Consider the following 20,282-nt stretch of genomic DNA (forward strand, 5'->3'; position numbering starts at 1 on the left):
ACCCGGCGACCATCGTGGGAGCTCTCCTCTCGTGCGTGTCCGCAGTGTCGCGTCGCGTCGCTGAACCGGGTTTCAAATGGCGTCGCTGCGGGAGACCACGGCCACAACGGATCCTTCACACGGATCGCGCCGCCGACACCCTATGCTCCGCGCGCCACGCGCACGGCAGCGCGTGGCCAACCTCCAGGGAAACCGTCTCCGCATGCTCGTCGCGCGCCTCGTGCTCTCGTTCGCCGCCTTCGCCGGCGCCTTGCCCGCCGCGTCACCCGCGTTCGCCCAGGACGACACCGCGGTCCTCGAATCGATCGTGGTCAGCGGCGAACAACCCGGCCCGGGACTCTGGAAAGCCGTACGCGGCGACCATGTCGTCTGGATCCTCGGAACCCACGGGCCGCTGCCCGAGAAGATGAGCTGGCGCTCCAAGGAGGTCGAGGACACGATCGCCCAGGCGCAGGAGGTCGTGCTCACGCCGAATGCGCGCCTCGACGTCAAGGGTGGCATGGTCGGTGGCCTGTTCCTGTTGCCGACCGCGATGGCGGCGCGCAACAACCCCGACGACGCGAAGCTCGAGGACGTCGTCCCTACCGATCTCTACGCGCGCTGGCTGGCCCTCAAGGCCACCTACATCGGACGCGACAACGGTGTCGAGAAGCGACGGCCGATCTTCGCGGCGTTCGAGCTGTACGAGAAGGCGACCGAGAAGTCGGGCCTGACCGGCAAGGACCTCGTCGAACCGGTGGTCAAGCGCATCGCGAAGAAGCACAAGGTCGACGTCACCGAGCCACGCCTCGAGCTGCGCCTCGAGAAGGCGCGTGCGACGCTCAAGTCGTTCGCGCGCAGCGAGCTCGACGACCTCGACTGTTTCCGCAAGACCCTCGAACGGCTCGAGACCGACCTGCCCGTCATGCAGGCACGCGCGAACGCGTGGGCGACGGGCGATCTCGAGACGTTCACGGGCCTCACGTTCGTCGACCACAACCGCGCCTGCCGCGACACGATGCTCGCCTCGAGCGTCGTGCAGGAGCGCGGCATGGACAACCTGCCCGAGCGCATCATGCAGACGTGGTTCGATGCCGTGGAAACAGCCGCTTCCAAGCATGCGACCACACTCGCGCTGTTCCCGGTCTCGCGCCTCGTCGACGACGCGCCCGGCGGTGTGCTCGAGCGGCTGCGCGCGAAAGGCTTCACGATAGAACCGCCCGAATGATCCATGCCGGCGCGCGGCGTGCGAGCATCGTGCCCCTGCCTTTCAGGATGCCGGATCGATGCACGCTCCCGAAGTGACCTCGTTCTTCGACGAGGCCACGAACAGCTGGACCCATGTCGCGGTCGATCCCGCCACGCGCCACGCTGCCGTGTTCGATCCCGTGCTCGGTTTCGACGCGGCGTCGGGCCGCATCGACCATGCGGCCGCCGACATCGTGCTCGCATTCGTCGAACGCGAGAGATTGACGGTCGACTGGATCGTCGAGACCCACGTGCACGCCGACCATCTCACCGCCGCGCCATACCTGCGCGCGCGCTGCGGCGGACGCATCGGCATCGGCGAACACGTCGAAGCGGTGCGCAGCGCGTTCGCCCACGTATTCCCGCCTGCGGCGGGTGACGGCGACGGCTTCGATCATCGCTTCACCGACGGCGAGATCTGGCAGATCGGCTCGCTCGAAGCCCGCGTGATGCACACCCCAGGGCACACACCCGCGTGCACGACGCACGTGGTCGGCGACGCGGCCTTCGTCGGCGACACCTTGTTCATGCCCGACTACGGCACCGCGCGCTGCGATTTCCCGGGCGGCGACGCGCGCACGCTGTACCGCTCGATCCGCCGCGTGCTCGACCTTCCCGCGGAGACTCGCCTGTTCCTGTGCCACGACTACAAGGCGCCGGGACGTGACCGCTTCGTCGGCGAGACCACCGTCGCGGCCGAACGCGCCGGCAACGTGCACGTCCGCGACGGCGTCGACGAGGACGCGTTCGTCGCGATGCGCACGGCGCGTGACGCAACCCTCGCCGTACCGAAACTCATGCTGCCGTCCGTGCAGGTCAACCTGCGCGCGGGACGCCTGCCCGAACCGGCCGCCAATGGTGTGCGTTACCTGCAGCTGCCGCTCGACGCGGGTTGATCCTCAGCGCAGCACGCCGCTGTCGCCGATCGCGCGGCCGAGCGACTGCAGTGCAGCCTCCGCCTCGGGCAGCGCATCGAACTTCTCGAGGCAGGCTGCCACGATCACGGCCTCGCGCAGGTGTGCATCGTCGCCGATGATGCCGACGTTGCAGGCACGTGCGAGCTGGGTACCGGTCTTCTGCGCGAACACGGTGCCCGGCGGCAGGCCAGCCGCCATGCGCTTCGAACCCGTGGTGATGCGCCGCATGTGGCCGAGCAGGACCGCCGCATGCCGACGATCGAGCAGTTCGCCCTTCGCGAGCTTTCCGAGCAGGACAGCGAAACCGTCGAGCGTCGCGGTGTTGCGGTCGCCCGCGTAGTAGCGCTCGAACGCGACCTCGATGTCCGGCGCACGCAGCTCGCTCTTATCCACTCCCAGCGCCGCCATGAACGCACGGAGCCTGGGCTCGCCGGCCTCGGCGTTGCGCAGCTTGACGATGTCGAGGTTGGAGAGCTCCTTCGCACGCGGGTGCAGTTCGGCGTAGGCGTCGTAGCGCACCTGCAGGATCGTTGTGATCGGGCCGAATCCGCCCGGTACCCAGCGAGCGAGCCTCGCATTGAGCGCATCGACGCCGACTCGCCTGATCAGCATGTCGGTGGCGACGCTGTCGCTGTTCTCGATCGACTTCGCGAGCAGTTCGCGGACCGTGTAGTGCGCGCCCGGCTTCTGCCAGACCAGGTCACCCGAACCGTCGACGAAATCCGCTTCGCGCAGTTCGATCGATTCATCGAGATCGAGCGCGCCGTCCTGCGCGGCGCGCAGCACCGCGAGCGCGACCGGGATCTTGACCGTCGAGGCGAGATACCAGCGCCGCGAGCCGTCGTGGTCGAGCGTCGTACCGTCGCCGAGCCGCTTCACGACGACACCGAGTGCACCCGGCGTCGAGGCGTCGATCGCCTCGACGCGCGCATCGAGCCTGGCGACCCATGCGTCATCCGCGTGGACGGCCGTCGCGATGCAGGCCGATGCGAGAATCCATGCCGCGACAAGCGGCCTTGCGTGGATCATCGTGGATCTCCCTGTGTCCCTGTCACGTGGGCGAGCGCACCCGAGCCGGCGAGTGCTCCACCGACATCGCGCAGCACGCGCTCGCTGCGCACGAGCGACGGATCGCCGCGCGTGCAGGCGACGACGACGAGCCGCTTCGAGCGCGGCATCCCGGCCACGGTCACGAGACCCGAGTCACAGGTGCGCGCGAGCTGCGTACCGGTCTTGTGCGCGAACGCGACGCCGCGCGGCAGGCCGGCGCGGATGCGCTTCGCACCGGTCTCGACACGGCCGAGGATGTCGAGCAGCGTCGTCGTCGACGCCGGCGGCAGCGCGCGCCCCTCGGCAAGACGGCGCCAGAGGTTCGCGTAGTCGGCCAGCGGGGCCGAGTTGTAGCCGGTCGCGTAGTACGCCTCGAACGCGTCGTCGATATCGTGCAACGCGAACTCGCTGGCGGGAACGCCGAGCAGTCTGGACAACAGCGCGATGCGTGCCTGTTCGTCGCTGGCCTTGCGCAGCGCGAGCAGATCCCTGCCCGTCAACGCCGCCGCCCCGGGATGGAAACCTCCGTAGGCGAGGCGTCGCACGTCGGCGAGCCGCGTCACGCGGCCCTGCGGCATGAACGCGAGCTCGTGCGCGACCGCGTCCACGCGATCGAGTCCGACCACGCGGATCAGGACATCGGACGCCGTATTGTCGCTGAGCACGAGCATGCGCTCGAGCAGCGTCCGGACCGTGATGCGCGTGCCCGGCGCGGCGAGCGCCGTGGGACCGGCGCCGTCGACATAGTCGCCGTCCTCGAGCGCGATGCGGGTATCGAGGCGCAGATGGCCCTCGTCGACGCGGCGCATCACCGCGACCGCGATGAACACCTTGATGCCCGACGCGAGATACCAGGTTTCGGCGCCGCGATACGACAGTGTCGCGCCGCTGTCGAGGTCCTGCACGTAGACGCCGAGGTCACCCGGATAGGCGGCGTCGATGCGCTCGAGCTGCTCGCGCAGTGCCTCGGGCCATTGCACGGCCTCCACCGCTGCGGGCATGCGCGCAGCGTACGAAGGCAGGGCGAGCCCGGCGCCGAGCAGTGCCGCCAGCCATCTCATGCGCGCACCCGCGCTCGCCAGCGTCGCCGTATCGCGCGCAGCAGCCATACCCAGACCGCCGTCGCCGCGACGAGTGCGAGCGTCAATGCGAGCGCATGGCCGTAGGTGGTGTTGTCGCGGATGCCCATCACGCCGCGGAACAGCAGGAAGATCACGACGATGTGGAACACGAAGGCCTGCAGCGACGCACCGCCGATCAGCGTGACCGGACGCAGCACGCGTGCGAGCAGGTCGCCACCCGCGATGGCGACCGCGAGCAACGCGAACGCACCACCGACACTGAACAGCATGAACATCGTCTCGGGAGGATGCTTGCCCGCGTTGCGCGCGATGGCATCGAGCTCGCGGGCACTGTCGCCGCCGGCGACGAGGAAGAACGCGCCGAGGGCGAGCGCACCTGCCGCGGCGAGCACGCCGGCGAGTTGCCGGAGGCGCCGCGCGTCGTCCCGTGCCGCGAGCAAGGCGCCGCCGATCAGCAGGCCGACGAGCACGAGCGGGCCGCGCGACAGCTGGCCCCAGGTGTAGAAATCCGGATGCTCGATCAGCAAGGCCTGCAACGGCGCGAGGCCTTCGAAATCGACCGTGCGATGGACGACGAACGCGAGTCCCGCCATCAGCAACGGACTCGCCGCGCGCAGCACGAGCGGCGCGCGCGCCCACCACGGCAGCACGAACGGAATCCACAGCAACGCGATCGCGTAGAACCCGAGGATCTCGACGTACGACGGGAAGTCGCGGTACAGCAACGCGTCGACGACCTGCGCGTTCGAGTGAGTCGGCGCCAACTCGACGACCGTGAGGATCTTGTACCAGAGCATCACCCAGAGCCCGGTCAGCACGAGCGACCAGCGCCGGCGCGACCAGTCCGGTGAGGTCGCGTGTGGTACGTAGGCGACCGCGAGCGCGACACCGAACACGATCAGGAACAGCGACGAGGCGAACTTGGTGACGGCGTGCACGGGCACGAGCCCCCACGGAGCGAACTGTTCGAACGCGAGCATGCCGTTGATGCCGTGGCTCACGATCATGAGCACGATCGCGAAACCGCGCGCGAGATCGACGGCCTCGATGCGCGACGATGCCAAGGCACGACCTTGCGGGAGCACGCTCGCCGCGGTCGATTTGGATGTGGCGGTGCGAGGGATCGGGGGCGCGATGCTGGCCACGGACGGACTCACGGCGACGTGGCGTCCGACCGTAGCGGCCGTCGCGTGAACCGTTCATGGCATCGCGCCTCGCGGCGCGAGCGCGCTCAGCGGCGCGTCAGGTGGGAACTCAGGTCAGCCAGGCCAGCAGGTCGTCGAGCGCGCGGGCACGCGGGTACGGCGATTCGCCGGCCGCGGCGACTACCGAGCCCTCGTAGGCCGCGACCCAGGCATCGAGCTCGTCGGCCGGATCGTCGGCTTCCTCGATGAGCACCTCGAGCGTCTCGAGCGCCTCGTCGACGTCGGCCGCCGGCACCGGCAGTTCGACCAGCGCGACCCAGGCCGTCAGCATCGCGAACGTCGCGGCCGCATCGGCCTCGCTGTCGCGCCGCGAACGGGCTGCGAGTGCGAGCGCGTCGACGCGCGCGCGCCACGCCGCACGCGCCTCGGCCTCGCCCGCGTACAGGACGACCGATTCGCCGGGCTGCTGGAGATCACCCGTGGCGGCACTCTCGAAACTCGAAACGACGATGTAACCCATCTGCATGCTCCCTCGGGACGCGGTTGCCCCGGTCGCGCAGTGTGCCGCGACCGCTGCTTCGCATCCACAACGCGGGACGGTATCGCATGCGGCCACAATCCGGACCCGCCTTCGACGTTGCCGCCGATTCATCGCCGTTGCGGTATGCAGGACTCCCGGCGCAGGAGTCCCGTCATGGACAAACCGCACATGCATTCGAGTCCGTGGGCCACCGATCCGCGGGCCGACCTGCTCCCGCCCGTCGACAACGGCGGCCGCTACGTCGAGTTCCTGCTGGCCATGCATGGCGCGATCGTCGACGAGACCGACGGCCTGCACGATGCCCTCTACCGCCTCGCCGAGGACACGCCGGTCACGCGCTGCCGAGCGGCCTGGGGCTACGACGTCGAAGGCTCGCGCGGCTGGCTGCAGATCGCGCCGGGCACGAGTGCAGTGGAGCGCCGCCGCGCGACCGCCGCGTTCGACGCCGACATGCGCCGACGCGGACTCGTGCCGATCGCGCCGGCGATGCTGGGCTGAACCTCAGGGCATCAGGCTCACGAGTTCGAGCAGGCGGCCCGTGATCGACTGCACCGCGAACGTGTCGATGCCACCTGTAGGCGCGTTCGACATCGCGACGACCACGTAGGGATCGCGTCCTGCATCCTCGAGCATCCACGCGTGCGTGAGCACATGCAGGCCATTCGCGCCCGAGGCGAGGCTGCCGCCCTTGTACCAGACCCGATCCCACTTCCTGCGCACGTCCGGCTGGGCGACCTGCGAGCCGAGCGCGGCGTCCGTCATGCGGATCGCCTCGGAACCTTGCGGCAACCGGCGCAACATGCTGAATGCGCGGCAGACGTCCTGTGCGCTTGCGCGCCAGCTGCCGTCGACGTAGAGCGACGTGTTCGCGTAAGGGCCACCCGCGAAGGGTCCGAGCGGCTCGATGCGTTCGGAGAGGAACTGTGCCTTGAACGCCTGCGTGCCGTTGACGTAGGTCAGCGCCTCGGCGAGCGGGAACGAACTGAAAAGATGGAACTGCTCGCTGATGCCGAGCAGCGGCAGCAGCAGGTCGGGCTGCGCCACACCGGAGTCCGTCACCGCCTGGCCGATGAGGACGCGGCCGACGAGCTGGTGCAGCAGATCGGTCGAGGTATTGTCGCTGTTGCCCATCATGAGCGTGGCGAGCTGCTGCACCGTGAAGACGGTGCCGAGCGGCTCGTTGTTGATGATGCCTCCACTGGCGAACTCGGACGCGACGAGCGGCACGCCGTCGGCGGCCGACACCGGCCCGGCCGCGATCGCGCGCGCGACGCCGGCGAGCACCCAGAGCTTGAAGATCGAGGCCGTCGCGCGTGGCGTCGTGCCCTGCCGCGCGATGATCGCGCTGCACTGGCCGTTCGGCGCGATGCGCCCGACGAACAGCCCCGGCGAGGCCGACAGCGTGGCGAACTTGTCGGCGGCCTGCTCGAGCGTCAGCGTGCGGTCCTGCACGTACTGCACGCTGCCGCCGTAGGTGCTCGCCGAGAACAGCGTGATGCGGCGATCGCCCGTGAAGCGCGTGCCGAGCGAGAGGTACCCCGACGGCGGCGGGCTGTCGGGGGAATCGATCACCACCGTGGCGCGCATCGGCGTGACGCCGACGACGTCGGTCACCACCGCATTCGGGTAGGTCGTACGCAGCGACTGGATCGTCGCCTGCACCTGCGAAGCCGGCATCGTGGCGAGGAAGGCCGGATCGAAGCGCGCCTCGATCTCGGCGATCGTCGTGGTCTGTCCTGCGGCAAGTTCGCCGAGCAGCCAGGCCAGCGCGTCGGACGGTCCGCCGGCCGGCAGCTGGAACGTACCGCCGGGTGCAGGGAACAGCGGCGCGATCACGGGCGGATCGAACGCATCGGAGAACAGCGGGCGCGCTTCGGCCTGCGCGGTGGCGAGTGCGGCGAGAGCCGCGAGCAGCAACGGACGGATCATGCCGGCTTCCCCTTCGTCGGCCGCGACGCGGCCCCGGGGAACATGGCGTGGAACGGCGCCGGACCGGCTCACGCCGATCCGCGCGCCGACGGCGCGGCTCAGCGCGAGGCGATGCGCAACGCGTGCGACCCTGCGTCGTATCGCGCGGCGACGACATGCTCGCGTGGCGTCGTGGCCGGCTCGCCGGTCGCCGGATCACCCCCCGGCACTTCCTCGTCGTAGCGCAGGCGCACGCGGATCGCCGCGCCATCCGGCGTGGCGTGCCATTCGCGCGCGATCACTTCGGCGTTGAGCGGCGGCGTCGCCTCGTCGATCGCCAGCGACGAAGCGACGTAGGTCGTCACGCCCGCTTCACCCTGACCGGCCGGGACGAGCACGTGCAGCACGAGGCCGCCGACGGCGTCGGTCTGGCCGAGCGCGAACACGGCCGGCGTGCCGTCGCCGAGCGCGCGATGCTCGATCGCGTCCTCGAGCGGACCATCCGCCGGGAACAGCATCTCGCGCAGCGGCGCGACCTCGCCGAAGCTGCCGGCGACCTCGACCACGGAGGCCGAATCGAGCTCGTCGGCACCCTCCGCGAGCTGCGCCACGAGGGGCGAGGTATCGGCGTCAGCCACGTGGCGCAGCCTGCCGTCGGCGTCGACCTCAAACGCGGCCGCATAGCCCGGCCCCTGCTCGGACTCCCTGCCCGTGTCCTCGCGCACGACGAGCCCGCGAGCGCCACGCAGGTCGGCGTCACGCCGGTAGCGCACGCCGTCGGCGCCGACGAGCATGCGGTCCACAAGGCGTCCTTCCGCATCGGTGCTGAGCACCACGTCGTAGCGGGCGCCCTCCATCGCGAGCCCCGTGTCGATGCGCAGCAACCACCAGCGCGGCACGTGGTCGTCGCCGAGCTGCCAGAGTCGCACCTTGCGGCGTGGCATCGTCGCGTAGCGCAGGTCGGCATCCTCGCCGTGAAAGGCCTGCACCGCCGCATGGCCGGCATCGACTTCGGCCGGCGTACCGAGCGTGCGATCGCCGAACACGGCCGCCACGCAGGCCTGGCCCGCCTCGTCGAGGGGTACGGCGTCGAAGTCGCGTGCATGAAGCGCGGCGAGCGGCGCCTCGAGCGTGCCGACCGGCAGGCGCGACAGGCAGTCGCCGTGCGACGCCGACGGTGTCGCTTCGGCGACCGGCTTCACGTCGCCGGGCGTCTCGCGCCCGCAGGCGACCAGCGCGACGATGAACACAAGGACGGCGGACGCGGACGTTGCGTGCGACATGACGGCGGCTCCGGATGGTTCGGGGACGCTCGATTGTCCGAATCACGGGTCGCACGGAACGCGAACGCTGCCCGTGCGCGACGTGACGCAGTCGGCATTCCGACCGGCCGCACGCGACCGGCCGCGCCGTGCCGACCATCCGGCGCCCGCGCTAGCGCGGGCTGCGGCTATGATCGAGCTGCCGGACGCCACGGATCGCCCGCCGCGTCCGTCCATGACATCCACACAGGGGAAGACGGGGATGGACGAGGCCACCTTCAAGCTGCTGACGAGCTTCATCGTCAAGGGCCGCCGCTTCGCGGGATCGATCGATTCGGATCGGCTCATCAAGGATGCCGAGTACGCACGCGGCATCTTCCGCAGGATCGAGGACGAGGGTGACGAGGATGTCGTCCTGCTCGCACTCAAGCTGCGCGAGGCACTCGGCGCCCGTGGCGGCTCCTCGCCCGAGCCCGGCAAGGAGCCTCGCGACGAGAAGTACAAGTTCGGCGTGCGCTCCTGACCATGGGGTCGAGCACGATCGCCGGGGCGCGTCGGGCGGTGGAGGGCATCGATCCCGTCCTGCTGCTTCGCGTCTCGCGCGTGCTGCCTGTCGCCCTGCTCGGCAGCGTGACGCTGGCGGGCTGCGAAGGCGAAACCCTTCCGCCGGCACCGCGGGATCCTGCGACGCTCGCGATCGGCGCCGTGCAGGGATCGGGCGCGCGCAGCCCCCTCGAAGGTCGCGAGGTCGTCGTGGAAGGCGTGGTCACGCGCAACCTCGCCGCGGATCCGGAACGCTCCGGTCTGGTCTTCTCCGAAGCCGTCGCCGGCGAACCCGACGGCACGCGCGACGGCTGGTTCATCCAGGATGGCGGTGATGGCGATCCCGCGACCGCCGACGCGCTCTACGTGCCGAACCGTGCCCACACCGTGCTGAGCCTGCCCGCCGATGCCGCCTACACGATGCGGATCGGATCCTCGTTGCGCAGCGGCGACCGCGTCGCCGTTCGCGGACGCGTCTTCGAGCATCCGGCACCTGCCGGCGAGGATCGCGGTGCCGGCGGCATCCGCATCTCCTTCGGCGAGCCCGGCGGCACGCTGACCGCGGTCGAAGCGGCCGAGGAGCGCCCGCTTCCGCTCGAGCTGGCGTCGATCGTACCCGGTGCCGCCTCCGAGGAGGCTTCGGAAGGCATGCGCATCACCCCGCCTTCGCATGGTCCCTGACACGCGCCGTACCTGTCCCCGGCGTGCGGCAGGCAACGCCTGCATGACCTATACTCGCTTGATGTAAACGTTTACACGGATGCCCTGATGCGCACTTTCGTTTCCGTCGACGCCCTCCTCGACGAGATGACCCTCGAGGAGAAGATCGGCCAGCTCGGCATCTTCGCCGACATGCTGCGGCCGTTCGCGCCGGGCATCAATCCCGAGATGAATGCGCGCAACGCCTCGGAACTGACCGAGCAGATCCGCGCCGGCCGCGTCGGCTCGCTGTTCAACGGCATCGGCGTCGAGCAGGGCCGCGAGGCGCAGCGCGTCGCCGTCGAGGAAGCCCGCCTCGGCATCCCGCTGCTGTTCGGCGCCGACGTGATCCACGGCATGCGCACGGTGTTCCCGATCCCGCTCGGCGAGGCCGCGAGCTTCGAACCCGCGCTCGCCGAACGCACCGCGCGCGTCGCCGCGATCGAGGCGACCGCGGCCGGCCTGCACTGGACGTTCGCGCCGGCCGTCGACATCGCGCGCGACCAGCGCTGGGGCCGCGGCGCCGAAGGCGCCGGCGAGGATCCGTTTCTCGGCAGTGCGTTTGCCGCCGCGCGCGTGCGCGGCTTCCAGGGCGACGACCTCACCGCCGACGACGCACTGCTCGCCACGCCCAAGCATTTCGTCGGCTATGGCGCGGTCATGGGCGGCCTCGACTACAACAGCGTCGAGATCGCCGAAGGCACGCTGCGCGACGTGCACCTGCCGCCGTTCAAGGCCGCGATCGACGCCGGCGCGCTCACCGTCATGAGCGCATTCAACGACATCAACGGCGTGCCGGCCTCGGCCCACCACGGCCTGCTCACCGGCGTGCTGCGCGACGAATGGGCTTTCCGCGGCTTCGTCGTCTCCGACTACACGGCCGACTTCGAACTCATCGCGCACGGCTACGCCGAGGACGAGCGCGACGCGACGCGCGTCGCGTTCAACGCCGGCCTCGACATGAGCATGCAGAGCGGCCTGTACGGCGCACACCTCGCGGACCTCGTGCGCAGCGGCGAGGTCTCGATCGAGACCATCGACGCCTCGGTGCGCCGCGTGCTCGAGATCAAGCGCGCGATCGGCCTGTTCGACAACCCGTACCGCTCGCTCGATGCCGGCGCCGACGCAGCCCTCGATCTCGACGCGCATGCCGCGCTCGCACGCGACGCCGCGCGCCGCTCGATCGTGCTCGCACGCAACGAAGGCGACCTGCTGCCGCTGCCCAGGGCCGGCACGCGCATCGCACTGATCGGTCCGTTCGCGCAGGACCGCGACAACCTCGAGGGCTGCTGGACGCTGTTCGGCGACAAGCGCCTGCACGTCAACCTCGAGGACGGCCTGCGCGCCGCGCTCGAGGATCCGTCCTCGCTCGACGTCGTCCCGGGCTGCGCGTTCGAAGCCGCGATCGACGGCGGCCTCGACGCCGCGGTCGCCGCCGCGCGCGCCGCCGACGTCGTGCTGCTCGCCGTCGGCGAACCGCAGGGCTTCAGCGGCGAGGCACAGTCGCGCGTCGCGATCACGCTGCCGCCCGCGCAGCAGGCGCTCGCCGAAGCGGTCGCCGCGACCGGCACACCGATCGTCGTGCTGCTGCGCAACGGCCGCGCACTCGCGCTCGAAGGCGCCGTGCGCGATGCGCAGGCGATCCTCGTCACGTGGTTCCTCGGCAGCCAGACCGGTCTGGCCGTCGCCGACATCGTGTTCGGCGATGCGAACCCGTCCGCGCGCCTGCCGGTCAGCTTTCCGGTCCATTCCGGCCAGCAGCCGCTGTTCTACAACCGCATGCGCACGGGCCGTCCTGAGCTGCCCGACATGACCGAGTTCAAGGCGCGCTGGCGCGAAGGCCCGCATGCCCCGCTGTACGCGTTCGGTCACGGGCTTTCGTACACGCGCTTCGATTACGCGGCGACCACGGTCGACGCCGCGCGCCTCGCCTGGGACGGCACGCTGACCGTGTCGGCGCGCATCACCAATACCGGCCCGCGCGACGGCGAGGAGGTCGTGCAGCTCTACGTGCACGACCGCGTCGGCAGCCGCGTGCGGCCGATCCGCGAGCTCAAGGGCTTCCGCAAGATCACGCTCGCCGCGGGCACGTCGGAAACCGTCAGCTTCACGCTCGACCGCCACGCACTCGCGTTCACGCGCGCCGACGGCACGTTCGGCGCCGAGCCGGGCCGCTTCGACGTCTGGATCGCACCGGCTTCGGATCGCGGCGAGGCGGCGACGTTCGAGCTGCTCGCGGGCTGACACCAGGCGCGCTGCCGCGCGCCCGGTTCACGTTCCAGCCGCTCGTGCCGTGCGACAACCGCGCGACATCCGCTGCGGGACTCCGCCGTGCCGAAGCCTTCGCGTCTCGCCCTGCTCGTGCTCGCCGTCGCCGGCACCACCGGCCTGACCTCGTGCGTGGCCGCCACCGATGAAGCCGCCGCGACGCGCGAGATCGGCGAGCGCATCTCGAGCGTGCCCTGCGTGACCGGCCACGATGCGAGCTACAACGATCTGCCACAGGTCAGCGGCGCGCTGAACGGCCGCGTGCGCGTACCCGACCCGGCCTGCTTCGAGCGGGTGCTGCGCGCGATCGCGTCGATGCCGGACTTCAACCACGACCGCAACACGGTCGTGTACCTCGTCGGCGTCACGCCCGACGGCAAGGCCGTCGTGCCCGAGGATTTCGGCATGCCGCACAAGCCGCTGCTGCGCGTGGTGCGCGAGCACTACGGCGTGAAGCACTAACCCCTGACCGGGCCATCATCACGCGAACACGGGGGCGCCGCTCCTGCGACGCCCCCGTTCCCCCGCATCCCTAGTCGAATCCGTGCGCGAAGATGCGATCGGTGACGACGACGTTCCGGCACACCGTCGGCACGTTGTTGCGCTGCCAGGCACCGGATGTCTGCCGCACGATGTAGTCGACCGCGTACGCGGTGTGTTCGTAGCCGACGGTGGAACGGTCGACGAGCTTGTAGGCGTATGGCCTCGCATTGTAGCGGCAGGTAGTGAACACGCCGGCCTGCTGGAATCCGCCCATCGCGCCGCCGATGTCCAGGCCCGTGCCCCAGAAGCTCATCGTCTGCGTCTCCTCGGTGATGCCGGACGTGAACTCGTAGGCGCCACCCGCCTGCACCTTCGCGATGAAGCCGGCTTCGAGGTCGAACTCGGCACCGACACGCACGGAGTTCTCGAACGACGTGGTCGTGCCCTGCATGCTCTGCTGGCTGTCGCTGAGGTTCCAGCCCAGCGTCGCGGTGTCGCCGAGGTTTACCGCATTCCAGATGTCGCGCTGCGGCAGGCCCGAATAGTTCGTGCAGCCCGGCGAGGGCCAGGTCACCGTGCCGCTGCCGTTCCACAGCAGCGTGCCGCGCACGTCGACGGCCGCGAAAGCGCTCGTCACGGGATTCCACATGAGGGCCTGGAACACCCCGTCGGCCTTGTTCTTGTCGCACACCGCCTCGGGATAGCCCATGGGTTCGACATGGACGTCGCCGAACACCTGGATCTGGGCCACGGCGAGTGCCGCGCTGCCCGGATGCTGCAGGCGGATGTAGCGCGCCGACAGCGGCGCATACGGTGCGGTCGCACCGCGCGTCCAGATGTTCCAGCGGTCGTAACCGACATCGTCGGCGGTTTCGGGCTGGTAGCGCGTGACGTTGGGACCGCTCGGCACCGCACTGCCGGTCATCGGCGTGGCCGACGCGTAGACGCGGAAGCCCTTGAGCTTGGCAGCCTGGGCGAGACCCGCTGCCGGGACGATGCGGATGTTGGAGATCGACTGCACGGAACCGAGGTCGATCTCCAGATACGGCGCATTGCTCGTGCCCGACGACGTCACTGCCGTCGAGAACTGGCCGTCGGTGGCGAACGACGCGTTCGATCCGGCTGCGAGCGGCGCATTCGTCGTGACCGGACGAAACAGCGACAGGCTGGCCCAGTCACGATGCAGCGGGACCCATTGCGCGGGAGGATGCCCGGGCGCGGCGGCGGGGATCTCCGTGTCCCAGGTCACGGCATCGCTACCACTGATGAAACGCCGATCCTCGATCACCTCGCACATGCGCACGTTGCTCGAGGCATCGCGCCCGCCCGCCTGCGTCGAGACGTCGTAGGAATAGCAGTCGAAGGTGTTCTGCTCGAGCACGACGAGCCCCTCGCCGTTCGATTGCGAGTAGCTCTCGCCGATCGTGAAGCTGTTCTCGCTGCCGTGCAGCGCGCCACGGCTGGTCTGGTAGTTGTACCCGGCCGTGGCCTTCACGGACGCGTTGACGCCGGCCGCTTCCGACCCGACCGACAGGCCGAGGTAAGCCGACACATCGTGCGACGTGAACGTGCCGGCGCGGCGCTCGGCGGATGATCCACCCGAGACCGACTCGCCGAACGTCGCTTCCTTCGGGGTGCCGTCCTGCAGGCGCGTGAAGTAAGGCGGCATCCAGACGACCTGGCGCAGTTGCGGCTCGATGACGCGCCGGCAGTCCGCGCCGATCGTCGCCTGCGCCGAGTCGCCGTCGAAGTCCGCACCGACGAGCTCGAGTGCGGTCGTTCCGTTGTAGGCATTGTTGGACTCGCGCATGTGGCGTCCACCGAAACTCGAGGGGAGTGCCGGGTCGGACAGGCGCCAGACCGAACGCACGAGCGTCTCGGTCGTGTCGCGTGCGATCGTCATGACCTCCTGGATGCCGTCCTTGTCCATGTCGCGCACGGCGACGTTGACGAACGATGGCGACTCGGACTGCGTCGTGTACTGGGCCTCGTACGCGGGACTGCTGGGCACGTTGTACAGGTAGGTGGATGCGGCGCCGCCGCTCGACGTTCCCGCGTTCGTGACGACGATCGTGCGCGTGTAGTCGCGCACCTCGTTGCCGAGGAAGCGCACGCGCAGGCGCACGGTATAGGTGCCGGGTGCCGCGTATTCGTGGGTCGGGTGCTGGTCGGGGAACGTGCCGGTGTTGTCGCCGAACGTCCATTCGCGCGACAGGATCGATCCCGTGGAGGTGTCGCGGAAGCGGCCGATGCGACCGCCCATCTCGTACGTGAAGCTCGCACTCGAATCGATGCGGACCTTGTACGCCGAGACGAGCAGGCGCGGTGCGCTGTCGCTGCGGGCGAGGATGATCTCGCCGGGCGACACGCGATCGACATTGGCGATCGTCGCCTCGAACGAGGCGAGGGCATTCGGCGAACCCTGCTGCACGATCTGGCTCGAGTCCCACAGGCGACCCGCACTGCGCGCCGCCATCGCGATTCCGATGATCGCGTTGGACTCGTCGCGCGTCGTCGTGAAGTGATGCAGGCGCTGGCCGATGTAGTGGTAGCTGGACGCACGGAACTGCACGTGCACCACGAGCTCCGCCGCGGCGCTGTCGACGAGATCGCCGGCATCGGCCTCGATCTTCGTGATCGAATCGAGGCCAGGACCGGTTCCGTCGTCGGTCGCGAACTGGAAATCCATCAGTTGCTGGAACGACTTGCTGCCGATCGCTGCGTTCCCGGGCAGGACCGGCAGATGCGTGGTGGTCGGCTGGTATTCCAGCAGATGGTAGTTGAGCGCGCGCGTCGCGTTGTTGCCGGTCTCGTTGACCACGATGATCTGCTCGCGGCCGTCGAGCAGCACGTCACCTGCGGCGAGGCTGAAAGATCCCGTAGAGGTCGTGGTGGTCCAGCGTCCCGCCCACTGGCCGATGGCCTGCGCGATGCCGCCTTGGGCATCGCCCGTCAGCACGTACACGACGATGCCCCCCGAAGGGATGCGCAGCGCGAGGGCGATCTCCTGCTTGTTGTCGCTGGAACCGTCGAAGTCGCCGGCGACGAGGTCGACAGCGTTGGAATTCTGGGTGACCTCCCAGTAATCGATCATCGTCGCCGAACCGGCACCACCGCCGCGTCGCAGGACGACGAGGCGCACGACCGTGCTGCTGACGCGTACCGCGGCGACGATCTCGTCACGACCGTCGCCGTCGAGGTCGACCGCGATGGCCTTCTGCAAGGTCGTGCCGGCGAGTTCGGGGATGCCCGCGAAGCTCGTCATGAACGTGCGGTCGAGGGGCTGCGTCGCCGTGGCCGGCGCCGGAACGTACTCCTCGGCCCTCCAGATCCCGGTCGCCTGCACGAGGTTGAGGGCCTCGGCGTCGCCTCCCAGCGTAACGTGTCGACCGAACGGCGTATCCGAGCATGCGAGCGGCGTGTTCGGATGCGCGATGAAGTCGAAGATCGTCGGCTCCGCAGCGACCGCGGGCGTCCAGGCCACCGCCCACGCCCACAACAGTGCTGCGAATCGCAGCAGTCCACGACTCGCCACGCGTCGCGTCGCGTATCCCTCGTTCATGATGTTCCCCTGGCAGGACGTTGCGGTTGCGCGCCCTGTCCGACACCGCGGACAGGGCTACGCGACGGAAAACGGATTACGGTGCGGATTCCTATCAGGCCGCCTGCAGGCGGCTGGCTATACTCGCGACATGGAGCACGCCGATCCGCCCATCACGGAACTGCTGCAGGCCTGGCATGCCGGCGACGCCTCGGCACGCCCACGCGTCGCCGACGCGCTCTACGTCGAACTGCGCCGCATGGCGCGCATCCGCCTGGCCTCGCTGGGCAGCGCCGGCGGCTTCGATCCGACCGAGCTCGTCAACGAGGCCTTCCTGCGCCTGTGCCAGCGCGACGTCGACTGGCGCAACCGCGCGCACTTCTACGCCCTCGCCGGCCTGCACATGCGCAACGTGCTCGTGGACACCGCGCGCGAGCGCGCCGCCGACAAGCGCGGCGCCGGCGCGGCCCACGTGACCTTGCGTGCGGGCGAGAACGAGCCTGCCACCGGTGACGCCGACCTGCTGCAGGTCGACGAGGCGATCACCCGGCTCGCTGCCGAGGACGAGCGCTGCGCACGCATCATCGAGCTGACCTATTTCGCCGGGCTCGGCCGCGACGAGATCGCGTTCGTCGAAGGCATCTCGGTGCCGACCGTGGACCGCGTCCTGCGCTATGGCCGCGCGCGGCTCAAAAGCCTTCTGCAGGATTGAGCTTCACCGCGCCCGAGGCGAGGGCGCGCGACCACGCGCGCGCTCGTGCGAGTACCGGTGAGTCGTCGACCTGGCTGCGCTCCAGTACCGGCAGCGCCACGCCGAGCACGCGTGCAGCCGCGACGGCGTCACCGGCTGCGTAGTCGAGCATCGCCGCGCGCACGGCCGCCCGTGCCTGCACGGGATGGCCATCACCGAGGCGTGCCGTGATCGCCGCGAACGGTGCCGCGTAGGCATCGCGTGCCTCACGCGGGCGCCCGAGCGCCAGCATGGCGCGCGCGCGGATGTCCGCATGGCGCAGGCGACGCCGGTCCTCGTTCGCGGCGACCGGCGGCTCGAAGGCCAGCAACGCCGTTTCGGCATCGGCGGCACGTCCCTGCAGGAGTGCACGCTCGGCATCGACCATGGCGATATCGAAGGCCTCGATCGCGGATGGCGCGCGCACGCCGGGCAAGGCCTCGATCTCGGCGAACACCGCCGCAGCCCCGGAGACATCCCCCATGCGCAGGAGGATGCGTGTCGCATTGAGCACGCTGCGCACGCGCTGCGGATGGCCGGGCGCCAGCAACGCGATGCGCAAGGCCATCGATCGTTCGAACAGGCCGCGTGCTGCGGCGAGGTCGCCGCGATCCTCCGCCAGCGTCGCACGATTGTTGAGGCTCACGGCGTAGCTGACCGTACGCTCCTGGCCGAGGGCCTCGAAGAGTCGCGCCGCCGCGTCGTAATGCACCGAGGCATCGTCGAAATCACCGACGTCCTGCAACAGCGAGGCGAGCTCGTTGTGCGCATCGGCCACCTGCACGCTCACGCCGCCGTGCACCTTGCTGCGCAAGGCGAGGAGCTCCTCGAGCCCGGTGCGCGCCTCGGCGGTCCGCCCCAGCGCGAGGCGCGTATGCGCAATGCCGAGCCGCGTGTTCAAGGTGCGCGGATGCTCGTCGCCCCACAGCGCACGCTTCTCCTCGAGCGAGCGCAGGTACGCTTCGAGCGCGAACGCCCAGTCGCGCCGGCGCGATGCCGCATAGGCGAGGTTGTGGCGCGTCGAGGCCACGTCGCCCTCGGCACCGGCGCCCGCGGCCTCGAAGATCGACAGCGCCTCGCGGAAATGCGCGTCGGCCTCCTTTTCGTGTCCATCCTCCTGATCGACCACGCCGAGCGCGTTGAGCGTATGGGCGATGTCGACATGCCCTGGTGGAAGACCTGCACGACGGATCGCGAGGCTTTCCTCGCAGGCCGCGCGCGCGGACACGTGCGCGCGCACGCTCTCGTGGGCGCGGCAGAGCTCGTTGAGGGCCGTGGCGAGATCGAGCTCGCGCCCGCCGTCCGCGCGCAGCAGCGTGATGGCCTCGTCGAGGGTCTCGGTAGCCGATGCGGTCTGGCCGATATTCGTATAGATCGCACCGATGCCCGACAGCAGGCGGGCGCGCACCAGCGGCTCCTCGGTGAGCGCCGTGCGCAGCTCGGAGCGGCCTGCATCGAGCGCCTCGCGTACGGTCGGCTCGCGTCCGCGCGCCATGGTCGGATCGGCGTTGCGGAACACGTCGAGCAGGAACCCGGTGACCCGATTGGCCGTGGCGGCCTCGACACGCGCGGCGCTCTCGGCCCGCACGGCACGCGCGCGTTCGGCCGCCAGCCAGGCACCGAATGCGATCGCACCGACGACGATGGCGATCGTCATCGCGGTGGCGAGTACGTGGCGACGTAAGAGCTTCGCAATGCGGTACGCCGCGCGATCGGGACCGGCTTCGAGCGGTCGCCCCTCGAGGAAGCACGCGATGTCGCGCGCGAGGGCGGCGGCCGAGTCGTAGCGATCCGCGGGATCCTGCGCGGTCGCCCTGGCGACGAGGCGCTCGAGGTCGCCGCGGATGCGCGCGGCATCGTCGCGCACCCATGCCAGCGGCGACAAGGCGGCCGTCGCGCCGGCACGCTGTGCAAGGTCGATGCCCGCGCCGGGCTTCTGCATCGGCTCGCCGGTCAGCAACTCGAACAGCAGCAGGCCGAGCGCGTGCACGTCGGTGGCACTTCCCGGTGTGTCGCCGGCCAGCTGCTCGGGACTCGCATACAGCGGCGTATAGGCCCGCGCCACGGTGATACGTTCGGTGACGTCGTTCGCGTCGAGCAGGCGGGCGATGCCGAAGTCGAGCAGCATCGGCCGGTCGTCCGCGCGCACGAGCACGTTGCCGGGCTTGATGTCGCTGTGCACGACCAGGCGCGTGTGCGCGTGATGGACCGCCTCGCAGAGCACACGCACGAGCTCGAGCCGCTCGCGCAACGGCGGGCATCGACGGATCCACCAGGCCATCAGCGGCTCGCCGTCGACATACTCCATGACAAGGTAGGGTTCACCGGCCTCTGTGGTCCCGCCGTCGAGCAGGCGCGCGATGCCCGGATGCTGCAGGCCGGCGAGCAGCTGGCGCTCGCGGCGCAGGTAGGCGAGCGCGCGCGGCGTCGGGAATCCGCGGATCAGCTTGATCGCGACGCGTGCGTCGTACTCGGCATCGTCGCGTGCGGCGAGGAACACGCTGCCCATGCCGCCCTCGCCGAGCAGCTCGAGCAGGCGATACGCGCCGATGCGGCGTCCACGCCATGGTTCGTCCGCGCCGTGCCCGTCGCCCCAACCTGCCACCGCACGCGCGACCCGCTCGGCGACCGCGTCGGGTCCCGTCGCGTCGAGCGCAAGCAGATGCTCGACCTCGGCGCGCAGGGCAGCGTCATCGCCGCATTCGCGATCGAGCAAGGCTTCGCGCTCGATCGGCGCGAGCTCGAGGCAGGCATCGAACAGCGAAGCGACACGTCGGCGGTCTAGGGCAGCCATGGTTCCGGTCCGGGGAGATCGGTGCAGTGTGCCGCAAGCGCACCGGTCGAGGCGTACAGCCGCGATCGCGACCCGCACGTCGCGACCGACGC

The 20,282-nt window shown here is 70.0% G+C and carries 16 protein-coding genes; 8 read left to right on the forward strand and 8 right to left on the reverse strand.

Annotated features, from left to right (window positions below; all coding sequences use genetic code 11):
* The first annotated feature begins 202 nt into the window (after positions 1-202).
* Together ACQQ2N_RS00910 and ACQQ2N_RS00915 are read left to right on the forward strand one after the other, a co-directional pair.
* Positions 203-1,207 carry a TraB/GumN family protein gene (locus ACQQ2N_RS00910; protein WP_440223787.1) on the forward strand — a complete coding sequence of 335 codons (1,005 nt, stop codon included), beginning with the start codon at positions 203-205 and terminating at the stop codon, positions 1,205-1,207.
* A 58-nt stretch (positions 1,208-1,265) separates the two neighbouring features.
* Positions 1,266-2,123 (forward strand): MBL fold metallo-hydrolase, encoded by an 858-nt coding sequence (locus tag ACQQ2N_RS00915; protein WP_440223788.1) that lies wholly within the window; start codon positions 1,266-1,268, stop codon positions 2,121-2,123.
* Between the two features lie 3 nt (positions 2,124-2,126).
* Here ACQQ2N_RS00915 and ACQQ2N_RS00920 read toward each other — a convergent pair whose 3' ends face one another.
* The 4 genes from ACQQ2N_RS00920 to ACQQ2N_RS00935 form a co-directional block, all read right to left on the reverse strand.
* Entirely contained in the window at positions 2,127-3,173 is a 1,047-nt protein-coding gene (locus ACQQ2N_RS00920) for a serine hydrolase (RefSeq protein ID WP_440223789.1), read from the reverse strand.
* Positions 3,170-4,255: a serine hydrolase gene (locus ACQQ2N_RS00925; RefSeq protein WP_440223790.1), complete on the reverse strand. Its 1,086-nt coding sequence runs from the start codon at positions 4,253-4,255 to the stop codon at positions 3,170-3,172. The genes ACQQ2N_RS00920 and ACQQ2N_RS00925 overlap by 4 nt, the downstream gene beginning before the upstream one ends.
* Entirely contained in the window at positions 4,252-5,340 is a 1,089-nt protein-coding gene (locus ACQQ2N_RS00930) for an acyltransferase family protein (protein WP_440223791.1), read from the reverse strand. Before ACQQ2N_RS00930 ends, ACQQ2N_RS00925 begins: the two co-directional genes overlap by 4 nt.
* A 190-nt stretch (positions 5,341-5,530) precedes the next feature.
* Positions 5,531-5,941 carry a hypothetical protein gene (locus ACQQ2N_RS00935; protein ID WP_440223792.1) on the reverse strand — a complete coding sequence of 137 codons (411 nt, stop codon included), beginning with the start codon at positions 5,939-5,941 and terminating at the stop codon, positions 5,531-5,533.
* A gap of 174 nt (positions 5,942-6,115) precedes the next feature.
* On the opposite strand from ACQQ2N_RS00935, the gene ACQQ2N_RS00940 reads away from it, so the two are divergent.
* Positions 6,116-6,460 (forward strand): hypothetical protein, encoded by a 345-nt coding sequence (locus ACQQ2N_RS00940; RefSeq protein ID WP_440223793.1) that lies wholly within the window; start codon positions 6,116-6,118, stop codon positions 6,458-6,460.
* A 3-nt stretch (positions 6,461-6,463) separates the two neighbouring features.
* On the opposite strand, the gene ACQQ2N_RS00945 is transcribed toward ACQQ2N_RS00940, so the two are convergent.
* Together ACQQ2N_RS00945 and ACQQ2N_RS00950 are read right to left on the reverse strand one after the other, a co-directional pair.
* Complete coding sequence (locus ACQQ2N_RS00945; protein WP_440223794.1) at positions 6,464-7,891, reverse strand: serine hydrolase; 1,428 nt, start codon at positions 7,889-7,891, stop codon at positions 6,464-6,466.
* A 98-nt stretch (positions 7,892-7,989) separates the two neighbouring features.
* Complete coding sequence (locus tag ACQQ2N_RS00950; protein WP_440223795.1) at positions 7,990-9,153, reverse strand: hypothetical protein; 1,164 nt, start codon at positions 9,151-9,153, stop codon at positions 7,990-7,992.
* Between the two features lie 241 nt (positions 9,154-9,394).
* Between ACQQ2N_RS00950 and ACQQ2N_RS00955 the strand changes: the two genes are divergently transcribed.
* From ACQQ2N_RS00955 to ACQQ2N_RS00970, 4 genes are all read left to right on the forward strand, one after another.
* The gene (locus tag ACQQ2N_RS00955; protein WP_440223796.1) at positions 9,395-9,655 is read left to right on the forward strand and encodes a hypothetical protein; all 261 of its coding nucleotides are present in this window, start codon (positions 9,395-9,397) and stop codon (positions 9,653-9,655) included.
* A 2-nt stretch (positions 9,656-9,657) separates the two neighbouring features.
* Positions 9,658-10,356: a hypothetical protein gene (locus ACQQ2N_RS00960; protein ID WP_440223797.1), complete on the forward strand. Its 699-nt coding sequence runs from the start codon at positions 9,658-9,660 to the stop codon at positions 10,354-10,356.
* An 87-nt stretch (positions 10,357-10,443) separates the two neighbouring features.
* Positions 10,444-12,618, forward strand: a complete 2,175-nt coding sequence (locus ACQQ2N_RS00965) for a glycoside hydrolase family 3 N-terminal domain-containing protein (protein ID WP_440223798.1) — start codon at positions 10,444-10,446, stop codon at positions 12,616-12,618.
* Positions 12,619-12,705: 87 nt separating this feature from the next.
* Positions 12,706-13,104 carry a hypothetical protein gene (locus ACQQ2N_RS00970; protein WP_440223799.1) on the forward strand — a complete coding sequence of 133 codons (399 nt, stop codon included), beginning with the start codon at positions 12,706-12,708 and terminating at the stop codon, positions 13,102-13,104.
* 70 nt (positions 13,105-13,174) lie between these two features.
* On the opposite strand, the gene ACQQ2N_RS00975 is transcribed toward ACQQ2N_RS00970, so the two are convergent.
* Positions 13,175-16,609 (reverse strand): PKD domain-containing protein, encoded by a 3,435-nt coding sequence (locus ACQQ2N_RS00975; protein WP_440223800.1) that lies wholly within the window; start codon positions 16,607-16,609, stop codon positions 13,175-13,177.
* Between ACQQ2N_RS00975 and ACQQ2N_RS00980 the strand changes: the two genes are divergently transcribed.
* Positions 16,560-17,378 (forward strand): ECF-type sigma factor, encoded by an 819-nt coding sequence (locus tag ACQQ2N_RS00980; protein ID WP_440223801.1) that lies wholly within the window; start codon positions 16,560-16,562, stop codon positions 17,376-17,378. The genes ACQQ2N_RS00975 and ACQQ2N_RS00980 overlap by 50 nt on opposite strands.
* Here ACQQ2N_RS00980 and ACQQ2N_RS00985 read toward each other — a convergent pair.
* The gene (locus tag ACQQ2N_RS00985; RefSeq protein WP_440223802.1) at positions 17,356-20,190 is read right to left on the reverse strand and encodes a serine/threonine-protein kinase; all 2,835 of its coding nucleotides are present in this window, start codon (positions 20,188-20,190) and stop codon (positions 17,356-17,358) included. The two genes, ACQQ2N_RS00980 and ACQQ2N_RS00985, sit on opposite strands and share 23 nt — an antisense overlap.
* Positions 20,191-20,282: the final 92 nt, after the last annotated feature.

Origin of the sequence: Dokdonella aquatica, assembly GCF_051987395.1 — a bacterium.
Classification (GTDB): domain Bacteria; phylum Pseudomonadota; class Gammaproteobacteria; order Xanthomonadales; family Rhodanobacteraceae; genus Dokdonella.